Source organism: Scandinavium sp. UTDF21-P1B (assembly GCF_040750395.1).
GTDB lineage: Bacteria > Pseudomonadota > Gammaproteobacteria > Enterobacterales > Enterobacteriaceae > Scandinavium.
Genome location: NZ_JBFLVD010000018.1, coordinates 152,680 through 168,555, shown reverse-complemented (window position 1 = coordinate 168,555; position 15,876 = coordinate 152,680). Strand labels below are relative to the sequence as shown.

Below are 15,876 nucleotides of genomic sequence, written 5' to 3'. Positions count from 1 at the left end.
TCAATGTCCTGCAAGCTGACGGAGCGCAGTAATGACGCGGGTTGTGTCGTCATGGGTCATATCCGGGAAAAGAGGCAGAGAACAGATGCGGGCGCTGTTCCACTCCGTATTCGGTAAGGAGAGGTTTGGGTAGCGTTCGCGATAATATTTTTGCGTGTGCGCGGCGCGAAAGTGCAGGCCTGTACCAATGCCCTGCGCTTTCAGCTGCTCCATCAGGCCGTCACGGCTGATGCCACAGCGGGCTTCATCAACGCGAATAATAAACAGGTGCCACGCGTGCTGATGCGGCCACTCAGGGATTGCCAGCGGCTGGAAAGGCGTGTTGGCGAGCTCCGTAAGATAACGCTGCGCAATTTCAGCACGCTTCAGATTTGCCTGCGGTAGCTTGCCCAGCTGCACCAGCGCCAGCGCGGCATTGATATCGGCAAGGTTGTATTTAAAGCCAGGAGAGATCACCTCCGCCTGCGGTGCACGGCCATGCGTCTGGCGGTCATAGGCATCGACGCCAAGACCGTGAAACTTCAGGCTGCGAATACGCTGCGCAAGCTGGTCGTTGTCGGTAACAACCAGCCCACCTTCGGCGCTGGTCATGTTTTTGATCGCGTGGAAGGAGAAAATCGCGGTGCCTTTGCCGCCAACGTGGTGGCCTTTGTAATACGTGCCTGCTGCATGGGCGGCATCTTCAATCACCGGAATACCGTGCTGCTGCGCAATGGCATAAATGCCGTCGATGTCGAACGGCGCGCCCGCGTAGTGGACAGGAATAATGGCTTTGGTGCGCGGGGTGATGGCGGCAGCAACAGCTTCAGGTGTGATCATTAACGTGTCGTGGTCAACGTCAATCATGACCGGAGTTGCGCCCAGCAGCTCAATCATATTGAGCGTGGAAACCCAGGTCTGAGAAGGTGTAATCACTTCGTCGCCCGGCCCGATGTCGAGTGCCATCAAAGTGACATGCATTCCGCCCGTTGCGGAGCTGACGGCAATAGCATGACGATTGCCGGTAAGCAGACAGAATGCCTCCTCAAGCTGCGCATTCTTCGGCCCAGTGGTGATCCAGCCGGACTGCAGCACCTCTTTCAGTGCGGCAAACTCCTCATCTCCCATAGACGGGCGTGAGAAAGGCAAAAATTCACTCATTATTTTTCCTTACCCTGAACGTTGGGGTTGCGTCTAAACCATCGTGCGCTCGCAGAGTTAAACGAAGTAATAATCAAAATGACTGGTAGATAAACGCCAGCTCAACACAATTAAAATTAGCCAACGTACATTAGGATAATATTAAGAATGAGGTTAAAGCTTGGAGGTTAAATTTAACCATTTGTTTTTAAAAGAATTAAATGCGCACCTCACAGAGTAAGAAAAAACAAATTTTCATCCAGTCTTAATAAAAATGTCACCTCGCCACATTGTTAATAACTTCAATGAAACTTAAACAAAGAATATATCCCCGCAGATTTTCACGACATCCTTCACGTTTCAGCGTTTTTATACTTTATCCAGGAAAAATAAGAAGATGGCAAAAGGTAAACATCAAGCCATGTTGTGACTATCCCCCATACCAGCCACTGGTAACTCATTTTTAGACCGACAACATGCCCATTCAATTCAAAATGACCTTTATGTGCATGAGCGGCCATGGAAATGAAATCGAAAAATACGTTAGCAACGTTACATATTAAAACGGCTATTTCCCGCAGCAGCGGCGCTCAGCTACATGGGCTAATCGCCAACCATGGCTAATGACAATTTTCTATACATTTACTTCACAGGGAGGCTATTCTCCCTGCGGCGAATGTTTCCGTTTGTAAATTATTCCACCGTTTCCTCATCGTTTTGACATAAAAATGTGATCGCGGTGAGAGTAGAGCGTAATAATGGTTTTTGTGCATTGCTCATCATCGCCAAAAAACGTAGCATGCCCGCACTTATCATTTTATGCTTATTGACTGCCGCTACCCGAAACGACTATGCCTCTGCGTCTTGCTCTGCTGCTCTGCCTGCTGTTTTCCATCCACTGCACCGCGCAGGCTGCACGTGCTCACCTGACCCATCGCCCGAAGCACAAAGAAGTGGCGGTCAAGCCGATCAAAGCCAGCAGCAATATCAAACGCCGTAAACGCCTGATGCGTGAATACCAGCAGTGGAAAGGGACCCGCTATCGTCTCGGCGCGAATTCCCACAGGGCGATTGATTGCTCCGCGCTGACGCGTCGTCTTTATCAGGAGGCGTTCGCCGTCAGTTTGCCAAGAACCACCGGCGAGCAATTAAGAAGAGGCAAGAGAACAAAACCCGGCACGGCACGCGTTGGCGATCTGGTGTTTTTCAAAACCGGGCGAGCGCAGAAGCACGTCGGTATTTATATTGGCGAAAACCGCTTTATTCATGCCTCACGTCGCAAAGGCGTGACCATCTCGCAGTTAAACGATCCTTACTGGAATCACCGTTTACTGGCCATGCGCCAGGTCCTGCCTGATACCGCCACAAGATAATTCTAAATACAGCCTCAACCATACGCATTCCCTGCTCGTTTAATCGCCCGGCCTGAATATAATGGCCGCTCTTTTAACGATCTCGTTATGGCGAGGCTCCTGTACAAATATAAGTTATCGCCCTGACGGTATCGAGAGAGACCCCACAGGGAAATACAGGCATCCATCGAATCAAGGTGTTGCCAAGATAACTTCTGCCGGTGATATATACCGGACAGATACGTTGTACAGTGCTAAATCCAGGACGTGGGGATCTGCTCAGTTTGCTGTTCCTGTCTTGTTCGCCCCTATGAGATATTTTTTATAGGGAATGTAAAATGTCACACCTCCAGCTCCCGGCGCTTTCGCCAGCTTCAGCCTCATTTGACGGCGATACCATTGCCCATTATGTGTCTGCGCAATACATTGCGCTGCCGGACCATTTCTGCGTGCACGAAGCGCGTGAATCTTTTTTATCGCAGCTCAAAGACAACGATATTCCCGGCCATGCTTTTGTGGTGGCAGGAAATAAACTACGGGGCATTTTGTCCGTGCGAAAATTGTTACAGGAAAGCGATACCGGCCAGTCCATCTGCACGCTGATGGACAGCTGCGTTTTTCACGTAACGCCGCAGGATGAACGCCAGCAGGCCGCCGCCCGGCTGGCGGATCGTCAGTTCAGCGTCGTACCGGTTATTGACCAGGGCGTGCTGGTCGGCGGGCTGATGGAAAAAGAGATTGATCGTCTGCTGGCCGATGACGTCACCGAAGATGTGCAACGCCAGGGCGCCACGCTGCCGCTGGAAAAGCCTTATCTGGACACCAGCCCGCTTGCCCTGTGGAAGAAGCGATCCGTCTGGCTGCTGCTGCTGTTCGTCGCAGAAGCCTACACCAGCAGCGTCATTCAGCATTTTGAGGAAGCGCTGGAATCGGCCATCGCTCTGGCTTTCTTCATCCCGCTGCTGATTGGTACCGGCGGCAACAGCGGCACGCAGATCACCTCCACGCTTGTGCGCGCCATGGCGCTCGGTGAAGTGCATCTGCGCGATATGGGACGAGTCATCCGCAAAGAAGTTTCCACTTCTCTGTTGATTGCCCTGACGCTCGGTACGGCAGGCTGTATCCGGGCATGGATGATGGGGATTGGCCCGGAGATTACGCTGATCGTCAGCATCACGCTGGTGTGCATCACGCTGTGGAGCGCACTGGTATCGTCGGTGATCCCGATGGTGCTTAAGCGTCTGGGGATCGATCCGGCCGTGGTCTCAGCACCGTTCATCGCCACGCTTATCGACGGCACCGGACTGATCATCTATTTCAAGATAGCGCAGCTTTTCCTGGGCCTTGAGTAACCCGGCATAGAGAAAGAGAGCCAGCCAAACCGCTGGCTCCTTTTTCAGGCCAGCAGCGTTACCAGCGCAAAGCCTGCGGCGGTCATCAGCAGCGAGCCTATAACGTGAATGGCGACCGATGCCGCAGCCCAAAGGTAGTTCTGCGCCTGTAGCAGCGCGTATACCTCGGCAGAAAACGTGGAAAAGGTGGTCATCCCACCGCACAGGCCGGTGGTGATCAGCAGCTTCCAGGCCGGATCCAGCTGCGGCTGACGCAGGAAAAAGGCCAGCGCCGCGCCAATAATCAGCCCACCCAGCAAATTCACCAGAAGCGTACCCGGCGGTAAATCCGGCCACAGCGTATTCAGACGCATCGACAGCACCCAGCGAATCACACACCCGGCAGAGCCGCCCACAATCACAGCCAGTAACGATTTCAGCATCAGGCGCTCACTTAGTCATATCTGCGGAAATATGGTGGATCAGAATGTCGACGCTCAGGCGGTTGATAAAACCGACCGACCGGGAAGACCAGGTGCCGAACAGGCGGTTGCGATGGCCGACAATCACCAGGTCAATCTGCAGATCGGCTACGCATTTCTCAACATCTTCAAAGCGATGAATCGTGACCAGCTGGCGCGTGTTCAGCGGAAATACGGTCAGTTGCACCAGCTTGCTGAACAGCGCTTTGGCTTTAATCACGTCTTCCGCCACGGAATCGTCCATCAGGCAATCGGCGATGTAGTTCATCGCCCGATAGTCTTCGTTGAGGTGGGCAAGCGTGATCTTCACGCCGCTGGGATGCGCTTTGGCAATCTGCACGGCGTGCGTCACAAGTGTTGCGCCATCTTCTGCGCTTTCGATCAGCACCAGCAGGTGCCGGAAGAACAGCTGAGTCCCGCTCTCTTCTGAGGGAATAAAATCAATCATCATCGTTGGCCCGGGTTGGGAAGGCATGTCGGGCGGGAGTATTCAGATACGCCTGACATGCCTCGGTTAAAAGAGACATCGTCAGGCGTCATCAGCTTCTCAGGGAAGCGGTTGGGAAAGGTGGAACGCCATCACCTTATCGGATAAGTGTGAACCTGCGAAGCGCGTTTGGCAAGGCGCTGCGGTGAATCAGCTTTCGACCAGCGCCTGCGCGCAGGCCCATGCGGAAGCCCATGCCCACTGGAAGTTATAGCCACCGAGCCAGCCGGTAACGTCCATCACTTCGCCGATAAAATAGAGACCCGGTGCTTTGCGCGCTTCCATGGTGCGTGAAGAGAGCTCGTTGGTATCGACACCGCCAAGGGTCACTTCCGCCGTGCGGTAGCCTTCGGTACCGTTCGGCTGCACGCGCCAGTGGGTCAATGTTTCCACCAGCTGCGCCTGTTCTTTGCTGTTGAGCTGCTTGAGCTGCACGTCCGGGATTTGCCCAAGTTGTTGCAGGCATTCCACCAGGCGCTTCGGCAGCTGCATCGCCAGGGTGTTTTTCAGGCTTTGATTCGGATGCGCGTTGCGCTGCTCATCGAGGAAACTTTCCAGATCGCACTCCGGTACCAGATTGATATCAACGAACTCACCCGACTGCCAGTAGCTGGAAATTTGCAATACCGCCGGGCCGGACAGGCCACGGTGGGTAAACAGCAGGTTTTCGCGGAACACGGTGCCGTCGTTGGCGGTAATCACCGACGGCACGGAAACGCCGGAGAGCACCTGAAGCTGTTCGAGCAGCGGCTTATGCAGCGTAAACGGCACCAGCCCCGCTCGGGTCGGCAGAACGTTCAGGCCAAACTGCTCAGCGATTTTATAGCCAAACGGCGAGGCGCCGAGGCCCGGCATCGACAGTCCGCCGCTGGCGATCACCAGTTTTTTCGCCGAGACCGTTTCACCGTTAAGCTGCAATACGTAACCTTCGTCATCCTGCTCGACGCTGAGGATTTCCGTGCGCAAGCGTGTCATCACGCCCCCCTTTTCGCATTCTGCCACCAGCATGGCGACAATCTGCTCGGCGGATTCGTCGCAGAACAGCTGACCGAGGGTTTTCTCATGCCACGCGATGCCGTATTTCCCGACCAGATCGATAAAATCCCATTGGGTATAGCGCGCCAGCGCAGATTTGCAAAAATGGGGGTTCTGGCTGAGGTAAGCCGCGGGCTCCACGTACATATTGGTGAAGTTACAGCGCCCGCCGCCGGACATTAAAATCTTGCGGCCCGGCTTTTTGCCGTTATCCAGAAGCAGCACTCGCGCCCCGGCTTGCCCCGCCTGCGCTGCACAAAACATTCCCGCCGCGCCTGCGCCGACAACAATGGCATCAAACCTTTCCACACGTCTGTCCTCTCATTTTGAATGTCGGGAATTGTAAATTTTCCCCTGCGGTACGACCAGTAAGATTTTTTTGATGGTCATTCATGCCGTTGAAACATATAGGATAATTCCAAACACTATTTTTACCGTCGTGAACAAATATCAATAAAAGTCTATATTTCTCTTTGCCCACGCTGCGTTTGTCCTGGATAATGCGCCGCGTTCATGTCCTCAAAATGGCGTAACGTCCTATGCTACATTTGTTTGCTGGCCTGGATTTGCATACCGGGCTTTTGTTATTGCTTGCTCTGGGATTTGTGTTGTTCTACGAAGCGATTAACGGCTTCCACGACACCGCAAACGCAGTAGCGACCGTGATCTACACCCGCGCAATGCGTTCGCAATTGGCGGTGGCGATGGCGGCCATCTTCAACTTCTTTGGCGTGCTGTTAGGCGGTCTGAGCGTAGCCTATGCGATCGTGCATATGCTGCCAACGGATTTGCTGCTGAACATGGGCTCTGCTCATGGTCTCGCCATGGTCTTCTCCATGCTGTTAGCGGCGATTATCTGGAACCTCGGTACCTGGTATTTCGGCCTGCCGGCATCCAGTTCGCACACCCTGATTGGCGCCATTATCGGGATTGGTTTAACCAATGCCCTGATGACCGGCACCTCGGTAGTGGATGCGCTGAATATCCCGAAAGTCATGGGGATCTTCGGTTCGCTTATCATCTCCCCTATCGTCGGTCTGGTGATTGCGGGCGGCCTGATATTCATCCTGCGCCGCTACTGGAGCAACACCAAGAAAAAGGCGCGTATTCACCTGACGCCAGCCGAGCGTGAAAAGAAAGACGGGAAGAAAAAGCCGCCGTTTTGGACGCGTATCGCCCTGATCATCTCCGCAATCGGCGTGGCATTCTCTCACGGCGCGAACGACGGTCAGAAAGGCATTGGTTTGGTGATGCTGGTGCTGATTGGCGTAGCGCCTGCGGGCTTCGTGGTGAATATGAATGCCTCCGGCTACGAAATTACCCGTACCCGTGATGCCGTCAACAACGTGGAAACCTATTTCCAGCAGCATCCTGACCTGCTGAAAAAAGTGACCGGCGCCGATCAGCTGATCCCTTCTCCGGAGCCAGGCGCAACCCAGCCTGCGGAGTTCCACTGCCATCCGGCAAACACCATTAACGCGCTGAACCGCGTGAAGGGCATGCTGGAAAACATTGAGAGCTACGACAAGCTGAGCGTCGATCAGCGCAGCCAGATGCGTCGCATCATGCTGTGCATCTCCGACACCACCGATAAAGTGGCGAAGCTGCCGGACGTCAATGCTGACGACCAGCGTCTGCTGAAGAAACTGAAAACCGACATGCTGAGCACCATCGAGTATGCCCCAATCTGGATTATCATGGCCGTCGCGCTGGCGCTGGGCATTGGTACGATGATCGGCTGGCGTCGCGTGGCGACCACTATCGGTGAGAAAATCGGTAAGAAAGGCATGACCTATGCCCAGGGGATGTCCGCGCAGATGACCGCAGCGGTCTCTATCGGCCTGGCAAGCTACACCGGGATGCCGGTATCCACCACTCACGTTCTGTCGTCCTCCGTTGCGGGTACGATGATCGTTGACGGTGGCGGCCTGCAGCGTAAAACCGTGACCAATATCCTGATGGCGTGGGTACTGACCCTGCCAGCGGCGATTATCCTGTCCGGCGCGCTGTACTGGCTGAGCCTGCAGCTTATTTAAGCCTTTTCGGAAACGACAAAAAAGCGGGCCAGGTAACTGACCCGCTTTTTTTATGTCGGTACTTAATGCCAAATCATCAAAGCAATCATGCTGATAATCACCAGCCCGCACAGCGCGCTGGTTAATACAAACTGACCGCGAACGCGCTCGCAGCGGCGAATAAACTCATCATCATGATGATCGCGATAACGCTGCGCGTAGATATACCACACCAGACGCACCTGTTTGCCAGGCTGACCGTGGGAGGTAAAAAAACCTCCGCCATCCACGTACTGATACAGTAAGGGATCGCAACCACGCAGCACCACCAGCAGCGCGCGCAACGATGAGAAATAGCGCGCCATATTCACCACACACACGATGCACAAAGCCCAAAACAGCGCGACAGTGCTTACCATACCTCCTCCCCGGCGACCCGCCCACGGAGAACCCCTCCGGGACTACCGCACCCCGAAACTCGACAGACAGTCAGTGAAAGAGTGAGAGACTGGTCACGTTACATAAGCGAACCAGCCCTTTAAATAGTGTAGGAGATCAGCTGATTTTTTTGCCACATCCTTAACCCCTATCAATAGAGAAACGTGAAAGATTTGTTTAACTGATTGGTGATCAAGGGACATTGACGTTACTTGAGGCTCGTTTTAAGGTTGAGTTGTCTACACTTACAGTCATTAACCACTTAAGGAAGGAGTAACACTATGGCTTACAAACACATTCTTATCGCGGTCGATCTCTCCCCGGAAAGCAAAGTGCTGGTCGACAAAGCAGTCTCCATGGCGCGCCCGTATAACGCGAAAGTTTCCCTGATTCATGTCGATGTGAACTACTCCGATCTCTACACCGGCCTGATTGATGTCAATCTGGGTGATATGCAGAAACGCATTTCTGAAGAAACCCACCATGCGCTGACCGAGCTTTCCACCAATGCAGGCTATCCGATCACCGAAACCCTGAGCGGCAGCGGCGATCTCGGCCAGGTGCTGGTCGATGCCATTAAGAAATACGATATGGATTTGGTCGTTTGCGGTCATCATCAGGATTTCTGGAGCAAGCTGATGTCCTCGGCTCGCCAGCTGATTAACACCGTGCACGTGGATATGCTGATTGTTCCGCTGCGTGATGAAGAAGACGAGTAACTGATAGAGGCGCCGGTGACGGAGTGCCCGGTGGCGGCTACGCCTTACCGGGCCTGGCAAACAGAGCGAACTGTAGGCCGGGTAAGGCAGAGCCGTTACCCGGCTTTTTTATTCCGGCGTTCCCGGATAAATATCAAACCGGTGTCCCTTGGTGGTCACCGCATTGGCTGTCGCGACGTCCGCCAGCGGCGGCGCATAATCAGGTCGCTTCACCACTACGCGTTTTGTCGCAAGCTCTCGCGCAGGCGCCAGCAGGCCATCGGCATCTAAATCCGGCCCTACCAGCGACTGAAACACCCGCATCTCCTTTTTCACCAGCGCGCTTTTTTGCTTATGCGGGAACATTGGGTCGAGATAGACAACCTGCGGCCGCGGCGTGATGTCGGTGAGCGCGTTCAGGCTGGAGGCGTGAATCAGCTGCAGGCGCTCCTGCAGCCAGCCGCCAATTTCCGGGTCGGCGTAGCCACGGGCAAGACCATCGTCCAGCAACGCCGCCACAGCGGGATTACGCTCCAGCATTCGTACCCGGCAGCCCACTGACGCCAGCACAAACGCATCGCGCCCAAGCCCTGCCGTGGCGTCCACCACATCCGGCAGATAGTTGCCCTTAATACCAACCGCTTTCGCAACGGCTTCCCCACGACCGCCGCCGAACTTGCGCCGGTGCGCCATCGCGCCGCCGACAAAATCCACGAAGATACCGCCGAGCTTTGGCTCATCGCGCTTACGCAGTTCCAGATGGTCCGGCGTGAGCACCAGCGCCATCAGGTTTTCGGCATCGTGCTCCAGCCCCCAGCGGGTCGCAAGAACAGATAAGGCGCCATCGCTGGCGCCTGATTCATCCACTAAGCAGATTTTCACGAACGTATTAGCCCTTGATGCCGTAATGCTCAAGCATCGCATCGAGCTGCGGTTCGCGGCCACGGAAGCGTTTGAACAGGGTCATCGGTTCCTCAGAGCCACCGCGGCTCAGGATATTGTCGAGGAACGACTGCCCGGTTTCGCGGTTGAAAATCCCCTCTTCTTCGAAGCGCGAGAACGCATCGGCGGCCAGCACATCGGCCCACAGATAGCTGTAGTAACCTGCCGCATAACCACCGGCAAAGATATGGCTGAAGGCGTGCGGGAAGCGGCCCCACGTCGGCCCAGGAACGACGGAAACCTGTTTCTTGATTTCTGCCAGGGTGTCGAGAATTTTCGCGCCCTGCGCCGGGTTGAACTCGGCGTGCAGACGGAAATCGAACAGGCCGAACTCCAGCTGGCGCAGAACAAACATCGCCGCCTGGTAGTTTTTCGCCGCCAGCATTTTCTCCAGCAGCGCTTGCGGGAGCGGCTCGCCAGTTTCGTAGTGGCCGGAGATAAACGCCAGCGCGTCCGGCTCCCAGCACCAGTTTTCCATAAACTGGCTTGGCAGTTCGACCGCATCCCACGGCACCCCGCTGATGCCAGACACGCCTGCAGTTTCAATGCGGGTCAGCATATGGTGCAGACCGTGACCAAACTCATGGAACAGGGTGATCACTTCATCGTGGGTGAACAGCGCAGGTTTGCCGTTTACCGGACGGTTGAAATTACAGGTGAGATAGGCCACCGGCTTTTGCAAAGTACCGTCTGCTTTGCGCATTTGCCCTACGCAGTCGTCCATCCACGCGCCGCCACGCTTATGCTCACGGGCGTAGAGGTCGAGGTAGAAGCTACCACGCAGCTCGTTCTTGTCATCGTACAGCTCAAAGAAGCGCACTTCCGGGTTCCAGACGTCCACGTCTTTGCGCTCTTTGGCGGTAATACCATAAATGCGCTGAACCACTTCGAACAAGCCGTTAACGGCTTTGTTCTCCGGGAAATACGGGCGAAGTTGTTCATCGCTGATGCTGTATAAATGCTGCTTCTGTTTTTCGCTGTAGTACGCGATATCCCACGGCTGGAGTTCATCCACGCCGAATTCAGCTTTCGCGTAGGCGCGCAGCTGGGCCAGCTCTTTCTCCCCCTGAGGACGGGCTCGTTTTGCCAGATCGGTCAGGAAGTCGAGCACCTGCTGGGGGTTTTCCGCCATTTTGGTGGCGAGGGATTTAAAGGCGTAGCTTTCAAAGCCCAGCAGCTGTGCCAGCTCGTGGCGCAGCGCGAGGATCTCTTCCATCACCGGGCTGTTATCCCATTTCCCGGCGTTTGGCCCCTGATCGGAAGCACGAGTGGTGTAAGCGCGATACATCTCTTCACGCAGCGCCTGGTTATCGCAATAGGTCATTACCGGCAGGTAGCTCGGAATGTCCAGCGTCAGCAGGTAACCTTCCTGCTCTTTCGCTTCAGCCTGCGCTTTTGCTGCGGCCAGCGCGCTTTCCGGCATCCCGGCAAGCTCGGCTTCATCAGTCACCAGCTTGTTCCAGCCCATGGTCGCATCAAGCACGTTGTTGCTGTACTGGTTGCCTAACTCAGACAGACGCGCGGCAATTTCACCGTAGCGTTTCTGCTTTTCTTTCGACAGGCCAATCCCGGAAAGCTCAAAGTCGCGTAGCGCGTTATCCACCGCTTTTTTCTGCGCGGTGTTCAGGCTTGCATAGTGGTCGCCATCCCGCAGATCGCGATAAGCCTGATACAGCCCTTCGTGCTGGCCAACCCAGGTGCTGTACTCGGACAGCAGCGGCAGCGTCTGCTCATAGGCTTCGCGCAGCTCCGGGCTGTTTTTAACGGAGTTCAGGTGGCTGACCGGCGAGAAAATACGGCCCAGCACGTCGTCCACTTCCGCCAGCGGCTGGCAGAGGCTTTCCCAACTGTACGGCGCACCCTGCGCCACAACGCTTTCCACCGCCGAGCGGCAGTCATCCAGCGCCTTAGTCACGGCGGGTATCACATGCTCAGGCTGGATTTTCGAAAACGGTGGCAGTTCGAAGGGCTTTAATAATGGATTGGTCATAAGCGCTGTCCTGTTGAAAAACGGTAAATGAGCGCACGTTCCGGCGCTGTCGATATCATTTCAGAATGGGGTTAAGTGTAGAGGATTTCAATGATCAAAGAGACGGAAAGCACTATCGCTGCGATACGCTACTGACAACACGCCCGGCGGCGCTTCGCTTGCACGGGCCTACTCGCCAGCAACAAGCAACTGTAGATTGTAGGCACGATAAGCGAAGCGCATCGGGCACTGCCGGGTTAGCGTCCGCGCCACCCGGCACGCATTTAACGCATCCGGTACCCCGCCGCGTACGCCGCAGGTAAATCCACGCGCTGCCAGAACTGCTGTTCAGGCGTCAGGCCAGAGAGCGGATACCCGGCAGGCAGCGCCGTTTTCACCATCAGCGTGCGTCGTTGTTCTGCTGACAGCTTCGGCAGCGCGCTTTCCAGCAGCACTTCCGCGCCCTGCGGGACCCTCAGCAAAGGGCCCTCTCCTTTTTGCTGCGGCAAATCATACGTCATCGTGAAGCGATAAAAACGCTGCATCGCCGGGTCACGGTACGGATCGTCCTTGCCGTCCTTTTTCGCGCATTCAGCAAGCGAAATACCGCACTCTTTGGCCAGCGCGGCGCGCAGCTGATCGCGTGCCTCATTGAACAGCGCCCTGTATTTTACGTCATTGAGATAAAACGCCACGTTGCTCTGGGCAACCATTCGCGAGCCCATGATATCCAGTGGATAGTGCACGCCCAGCACGATGCGGGAATAGCCGTAGCGCGCCCCGCGTATCACCAGCGCGTCATAGCGCTCCGGCAGCATCTGCGCCAGCAGCAGCGCATCGGTCACACCGGTGTTGGTGTGCCCGCTCGGGAACGAGCCGCCGTCAGCGGTATAGGGCTTATTGTCTTTCACCACGGTATCGTCCGGTACCAGGTGAATCGTATTCCCCTGCACGAGGAAAGGTCGCGCGTAGTTAAAGTGTTTTTTCGCCTCGCCGGTACTCACTTCGCTGGCCTTGATCAGCGCTGCCGCTTTGCTCAGTTCACCTTTGTCATAGGCCGCGAGAAACGCTTTGCCCAGGCTCGGTCCCAGCGCATCGCTGAGGAAATAGAGATAGCTAATCCCTTCCGCATCAGCCAGCGCCTGATGCCTTGTGGCGGCGGGTGCATCGCGATTAATTTCAGTCACCGTTTGCAGGCTGGCGGCAAGCGTTGAGTCAGGTAGCGAGCTGAACGCTGAAAGCAGCGCAATACCGGCCTGCTGGCGGGCTTTAGTCTGGAAATCGTAGCCGCTGGCCTTGAGCCAGGCGATATCCACCTGCGTGGCGGACTGCTTCGCCTTTTCCAGCTCGTCGCGATTTAACTCAGGCGCACTGCCCTTCAGCGCATTACGCAGGGCCGCAAGCGACTGACTTTCCAGCGCATCGAACGCCTGGCTGTTGGCCGCGGGCGTCACGGAGTCGGCAAGCTGCGCGGCGACATCTGGCATCACTTCTTTTGCCAGTACCGGCAGGGAAATTAGCATCGCCAGAGCCAAAAATGAGTAACGTGATTTCATGTTTTTATCCTGGATTCAATCGATTACCCGACGCTAGCGCATCCGTTTGACACCTTTATGACAGCCCCGGTCACCGCCACCTTCAGCATCAGCGGTAATCCACCGCAATCTGCGGTAAACTGTCGGCATCGTTTATTATTTCGGAACATCCGCCTCCATGCTCAGTTATCGCCACAGCTTCCACGCCGGCAACCATGCCGACGTCCTCAAACACACCGTCCAGAGCCTGATCATTGAATCGCTGAAAGAGAAAGAAAAACCGTTTCTCTATCTCGATACCCACGCTGGCGCCGGGCGTTATCAGCTGAGCAGCGAACATGCCGAGCGCACTGGCGAATACATGGAAGGCATCGCCCGCATCTGGCAGCAGGACGATTTACCGGCTGAATTAGAGCCGTACATCGGCGTGGTGCAGCACTTCAACCGCAGCGGCCAGCTGCGCTACTACCCGGGTTCACCGCTGATTGCGCGTCAGCTGATGCGCGAGCAGGACAGCCTGGAACTGACCGAACTGCACCCGAGCGACTTCCCGCTGCTGCGCTCTGAGTTCCAGAAAGACGATCGCGCCCGCGTGGCAAAAGCCGATGGCTATCAGCAGCTGAAAGCTAAGCTGCCGCCAGCTTCGCGCCGCGGCCTGATTCTGATCGACCCGCCGTATGAAATGAAAACCGACTATCAGGCGGTGGTCTCCGGCATCAGCGAAGGTTACAAGCGCTTCGCCACCGGCACCTATGCGCTGTGGTACCCGGTCGTTCTGCGTGCGCAAATCAAACGCATGATCAAAGATCTCGAAGCCACCGGCATTCGCCGTATTCTGCAAATTGAACTGGCGGTGCGTCCGGACAGCGACCAGCGCGGCATGACCGCTTCGGGCATGATTGTCATCAACCCGCCGTGGAAGCTCGAACAGCAGATGAACAACGTGCTGCCGTGGCTGCACAAAAAGCTGGTGCCGGCCGCCACGGGTCACGCCACCGTCAGCTGGATTGTGCCGGAGTAATCGCAACCATCGGTGGAACCTATGGATTCCAGGTATACAATCGCGGCAATCAACGATTAAGGAAGAAGCTATGACTAAGCATTACGACTACATCGCCATCGGCGGCGGCAGCGGCGGTATCGCCTCAATCAACCGTGCGGCCATGTACGGCCAGAAGTGTGCGCTGATTGAAGCCAAAGAGCTCGGCGGCACCTGCGTAAACGTTGGCTGCGTACCGAAAAAGGTGATGTGGCATGCCGCGCAGATCCGCGAAGCCATCCATATGTATGGCCCGGACTACGGCTTCGATACCACCCTTAATCACTTCGACTGGAACAAGCTGGTCTCCAGCCGCAGCGCCTATATCGACCGCATCCACACCTCGTACGACAACGTGCTGGGTAAAAATAAAGTGGACGTGATCAAAGGCTTCGCCCGTTTCGTGGATGCTAAAACCATCGAAGTAAACGGTGAAACCCTGACCGCAGACTATATCCTGATCGCCACCGGCGGCCGTCCGAGCCACCCGGACATTCCGGGCGTGGAATACGGTATCGACTCTGATGGCTTCTTCGAGCTGCCTGCTCTGCCAAAACGCGTTGCCGTCGTTGGCGCAGGCTATATCGCCGTCGAACTGGCGGGGGTGATCAACGGTCTGGGCGCGGAAACGCACCTGTTCGTGCGTAAGCATGCGCCGCTGCGCAGCTTCGATCCTCTGATTGTCGAAACGCTGGTTGAGGTGATGAACGCCGAAGGTCCGCAGCTGCACACCCATGCGGTGCCGAAATCCGTGGTGAAAAACGCCGACGGCAGCCTGACGCTGACCCTGGAAGACGGCAAAACGTTTGAAGTCGATTGCCTGATCTGGGCGATTGGCCGCGAGCCGGAAACCAACAACTTCAACCTCGGCGTCACCGGCGTGAAAACCAACGACAAAGGTTACATTGTTGTCGATAAGTTCCAGAACACCAGCGTGCCGGGTATCTACGCCGTGGGCGATAACACCGGTGCGGTGGAATTGACTCCGGTAGCGGTTGCCGCTGGCCGTCGCCTGTCCGAGCGTCTGTTTAACAACAAGCCGGACGAGCATCTCGACTACAGCAACATCCCGACCGTCGTGTTCAGCCACCCGCCAATTGGCACCGTAGGTCTGACCGAACCGCAGGCGCGCGAGCAGTATGGCGATGACGCCGTGAAGGTTTATAAATCTTCCTTCACCGCGATGTATACCGCTGTGACCTCTCACCGCCAGCCGTGCCGTATGAAGCTGGTGTGCGTGGGCCCGGAAGAGAAAATCGTCGGCATTCATGGCATCGGCTTTGGCATGGATGAGATCCTGCAGGGCTTCGCCGTAGCACTCAAAATGGGTGCAACCAAGAAAGACTTCGACAACACCGTGGCGATCCACCCGACCGCAGCGGAAGAGTTTGTGACGATGCGTTAAGTTGCGCATCTCCTGGAGTCAAAAAAGCC

14 protein-coding genes and 2 riboswitches are annotated in these 15,876 nt (G+C 55.8%); of the genes, 6 read left to right on the top strand and 8 right to left on the bottom strand.

Translation table 11 applies throughout. The features are described 5' to 3' along the window. Positions 1-1,140 (bottom strand): UDP-4-amino-4-deoxy-L-arabinose aminotransferase, encoded by a 1,140-nt coding sequence (gene arnB, locus AB1287_RS15905; protein WP_312626885.1) that lies wholly within the window; start codon positions 1,138-1,140, stop codon positions 1-3. An 830-nt stretch (positions 1,141-1,970) separates the two neighbouring features. Between arnB and AB1287_RS15900 the strand changes: the two genes are divergently transcribed. Both AB1287_RS15900 and AB1287_RS15895 read left to right on the top strand, forming a co-directional pair. Then, on the top strand, positions 1,971-2,492 hold the full coding sequence (locus AB1287_RS15900) for an NlpC/P60 family protein (protein ID WP_312626883.1): 522 nt from the start codon (positions 1,971-1,973) through the stop codon (positions 2,490-2,492). Positions 2,493-2,566: 74 nt separating this feature from the next. Next, positions 2,567-2,751: riboswitch (M-box (ykoK) riboswitch) on the top strand. Between the two features lie 58 nt (positions 2,752-2,809). Next, complete coding sequence (locus AB1287_RS15895) at positions 2,810-3,823, top strand: magnesium transporter (protein WP_435618398.1); 1,014 nt, start codon at positions 2,810-2,812, stop codon at positions 3,821-3,823. Between the two features lie 44 nt (positions 3,824-3,867). Here AB1287_RS15895 and crcB read toward each other — a convergent pair whose 3' ends face one another. The 3 genes from crcB to AB1287_RS15880 all read right to left on the bottom strand — a co-directional run bounded on the left by crcB (position 3,868) and on the right by AB1287_RS15880 (position 6,115). Beyond that, on the bottom strand, positions 3,868-4,245 hold the full coding sequence (gene crcB / locus AB1287_RS15890; protein WP_435618397.1) for a fluoride efflux transporter CrcB: 378 nt from the start codon (positions 4,243-4,245) through the stop codon (positions 3,868-3,870). Between the two features lie 7 nt (positions 4,246-4,252). Continuing rightward, a complete protein-coding gene (locus AB1287_RS15885; protein ID WP_312626879.1) occupies positions 4,253-4,735 on the bottom strand; it encodes a universal stress protein in 483 nt (160 codons plus the stop codon). A 72-nt stretch (positions 4,736-4,807) separates the two neighbouring features. Next, a riboswitch (Fluoride riboswitch) is annotated at positions 4,808-4,877 on the bottom strand. 44 nt (positions 4,878-4,921) lie between these two features. After that, positions 4,922-6,115 carry an NAD(P)/FAD-dependent oxidoreductase gene (locus tag AB1287_RS15880; RefSeq protein ID WP_435618396.1) on the bottom strand — a complete coding sequence of 398 codons (1,194 nt, stop codon included), beginning with the start codon at positions 6,113-6,115 and terminating at the stop codon, positions 4,922-4,924. Positions 6,116-6,345: 230 nt separating this feature from the next. Between AB1287_RS15880 and pitA the strand changes: the two genes are divergently transcribed. Beyond that, complete coding sequence (gene pitA, locus AB1287_RS15875; protein WP_435618395.1) at positions 6,346-7,842, top strand: inorganic phosphate transporter PitA; 1,497 nt, start codon at positions 6,346-6,348, stop codon at positions 7,840-7,842. 62 nt (positions 7,843-7,904) lie between these two features. Here pitA and uspB read toward each other — a convergent pair whose 3' ends face one another. Next, on the bottom strand, positions 7,905-8,240 hold the full coding sequence (uspB, locus tag AB1287_RS15870) for a universal stress protein UspB (protein WP_312626876.1): 336 nt from the start codon (positions 8,238-8,240) through the stop codon (positions 7,905-7,907). A gap of 300 nt (positions 8,241-8,540) precedes the next feature. On the opposite strand from uspB, the gene uspA reads away from it, so the two are divergent. Next, the gene (gene uspA, locus AB1287_RS15865) at positions 8,541-8,978 is read left to right on the top strand and encodes a universal stress protein UspA (protein ID WP_049848808.1); all 438 of its coding nucleotides are present in this window, start codon (positions 8,541-8,543) and stop codon (positions 8,976-8,978) included. A gap of 108 nt (positions 8,979-9,086) precedes the next feature. On the opposite strand, the gene rsmJ is transcribed toward uspA, so the two are convergent. From rsmJ to AB1287_RS15850, 3 genes are all read right to left on the bottom strand, one after another. Continuing rightward, the gene (gene rsmJ, locus AB1287_RS15860; protein ID WP_435618394.1) at positions 9,087-9,839 is read right to left on the bottom strand and encodes a 16S rRNA (guanine(1516)-N(2))-methyltransferase RsmJ; all 753 of its coding nucleotides are present in this window, start codon (positions 9,837-9,839) and stop codon (positions 9,087-9,089) included. A gap of 7 nt (positions 9,840-9,846) precedes the next feature. Further along, complete coding sequence (gene prlC, locus AB1287_RS15855; protein ID WP_435618393.1) at positions 9,847-11,889, bottom strand: oligopeptidase A; 2,043 nt, start codon at positions 11,887-11,889, stop codon at positions 9,847-9,849. Between the two features lie 263 nt (positions 11,890-12,152). After that, positions 12,153-13,424, bottom strand: a complete 1,272-nt coding sequence (locus tag AB1287_RS15850; protein ID WP_435618392.1) for a phosphatase PAP2 family protein — start codon at positions 13,422-13,424, stop codon at positions 12,153-12,155. Between the two features lie 157 nt (positions 13,425-13,581). On the opposite strand from AB1287_RS15850, the gene AB1287_RS15845 reads away from it, so the two are divergent. Together AB1287_RS15845 and gorA are read left to right on the top strand one after the other, a co-directional pair. After that, positions 13,582-14,424 carry a 23S rRNA (adenine(2030)-N(6))-methyltransferase RlmJ gene (locus tag AB1287_RS15845; protein ID WP_435618391.1) on the top strand — a complete coding sequence of 281 codons (843 nt, stop codon included), beginning with the start codon at positions 13,582-13,584 and terminating at the stop codon, positions 14,422-14,424. 70 nt (positions 14,425-14,494) lie between these two features. Then, on the top strand, positions 14,495-15,847 hold the full coding sequence (gorA, locus tag AB1287_RS15840) for a glutathione-disulfide reductase (RefSeq protein ID WP_435618390.1): 1,353 nt from the start codon (positions 14,495-14,497) through the stop codon (positions 15,845-15,847). The last annotated feature ends 29 nt before the right edge of the window (positions 15,848-15,876 follow it).

Excerpts from the sequence above, each read along its gene's own strand:
- crcB (WP_435618397.1), bottom strand. The coding sequence starts at position 4,245 with ATGCTGAAATCGTTACTGGCTGTGATTGTGGGCGGCTCTGCCGGGTGT.
- uspA (WP_049848808.1), top strand. The coding sequence starts at position 8,541 with ATGGCTTACAAACACATTCTTATCGCGGTCGATCTCTCCCCGGAAAGC.
- AB1287_RS15900 (WP_312626883.1), top strand. The coding sequence starts at position 1,971 with ATGCCTCTGCGTCTTGCTCTGCTGCTCTGCCTGCTGTTTTCCATCCAC.
- uspB (WP_312626876.1), bottom strand. The coding sequence starts at position 8,240 with ATGGTAAGCACTGTCGCGCTGTTTTGGGCTTTGTGCATCGTGTGTGTG.
- AB1287_RS15850 (WP_435618392.1), bottom strand. The coding sequence starts at position 13,424 with ATGAAATCACGTTACTCATTTTTGGCTCTGGCGATGCTAATTTCCCTG.
- gorA (WP_435618390.1), top strand. The coding sequence starts at position 14,495 with ATGACTAAGCATTACGACTACATCGCCATCGGCGGCGGCAGCGGCGGT.
- arnB (WP_312626885.1), bottom strand. The coding sequence starts at position 1,140 with ATGAGTGAATTTTTGCCTTTCTCACGCCCGTCTATGGGAGATGAGGAG.
- AB1287_RS15845 (WP_435618391.1), top strand. The coding sequence starts at position 13,582 with ATGCTCAGTTATCGCCACAGCTTCCACGCCGGCAACCATGCCGACGTC.
- pitA (WP_435618395.1), top strand. The coding sequence starts at position 6,346 with ATGCTACATTTGTTTGCTGGCCTGGATTTGCATACCGGGCTTTTGTTA.
- AB1287_RS15895 (WP_435618398.1), top strand. The coding sequence starts at position 2,810 with ATGTCACACCTCCAGCTCCCGGCGCTTTCGCCAGCTTCAGCCTCATTT.
- AB1287_RS15885 (WP_312626879.1), bottom strand. The coding sequence starts at position 4,735 with ATGATGATTGATTTTATTCCCTCAGAAGAGAGCGGGACTCAGCTGTTC.
- prlC (WP_435618393.1), bottom strand. The coding sequence starts at position 11,889 with ATGACCAATCCATTATTAAAGCCCTTCGAACTGCCACCGTTTTCGAAA.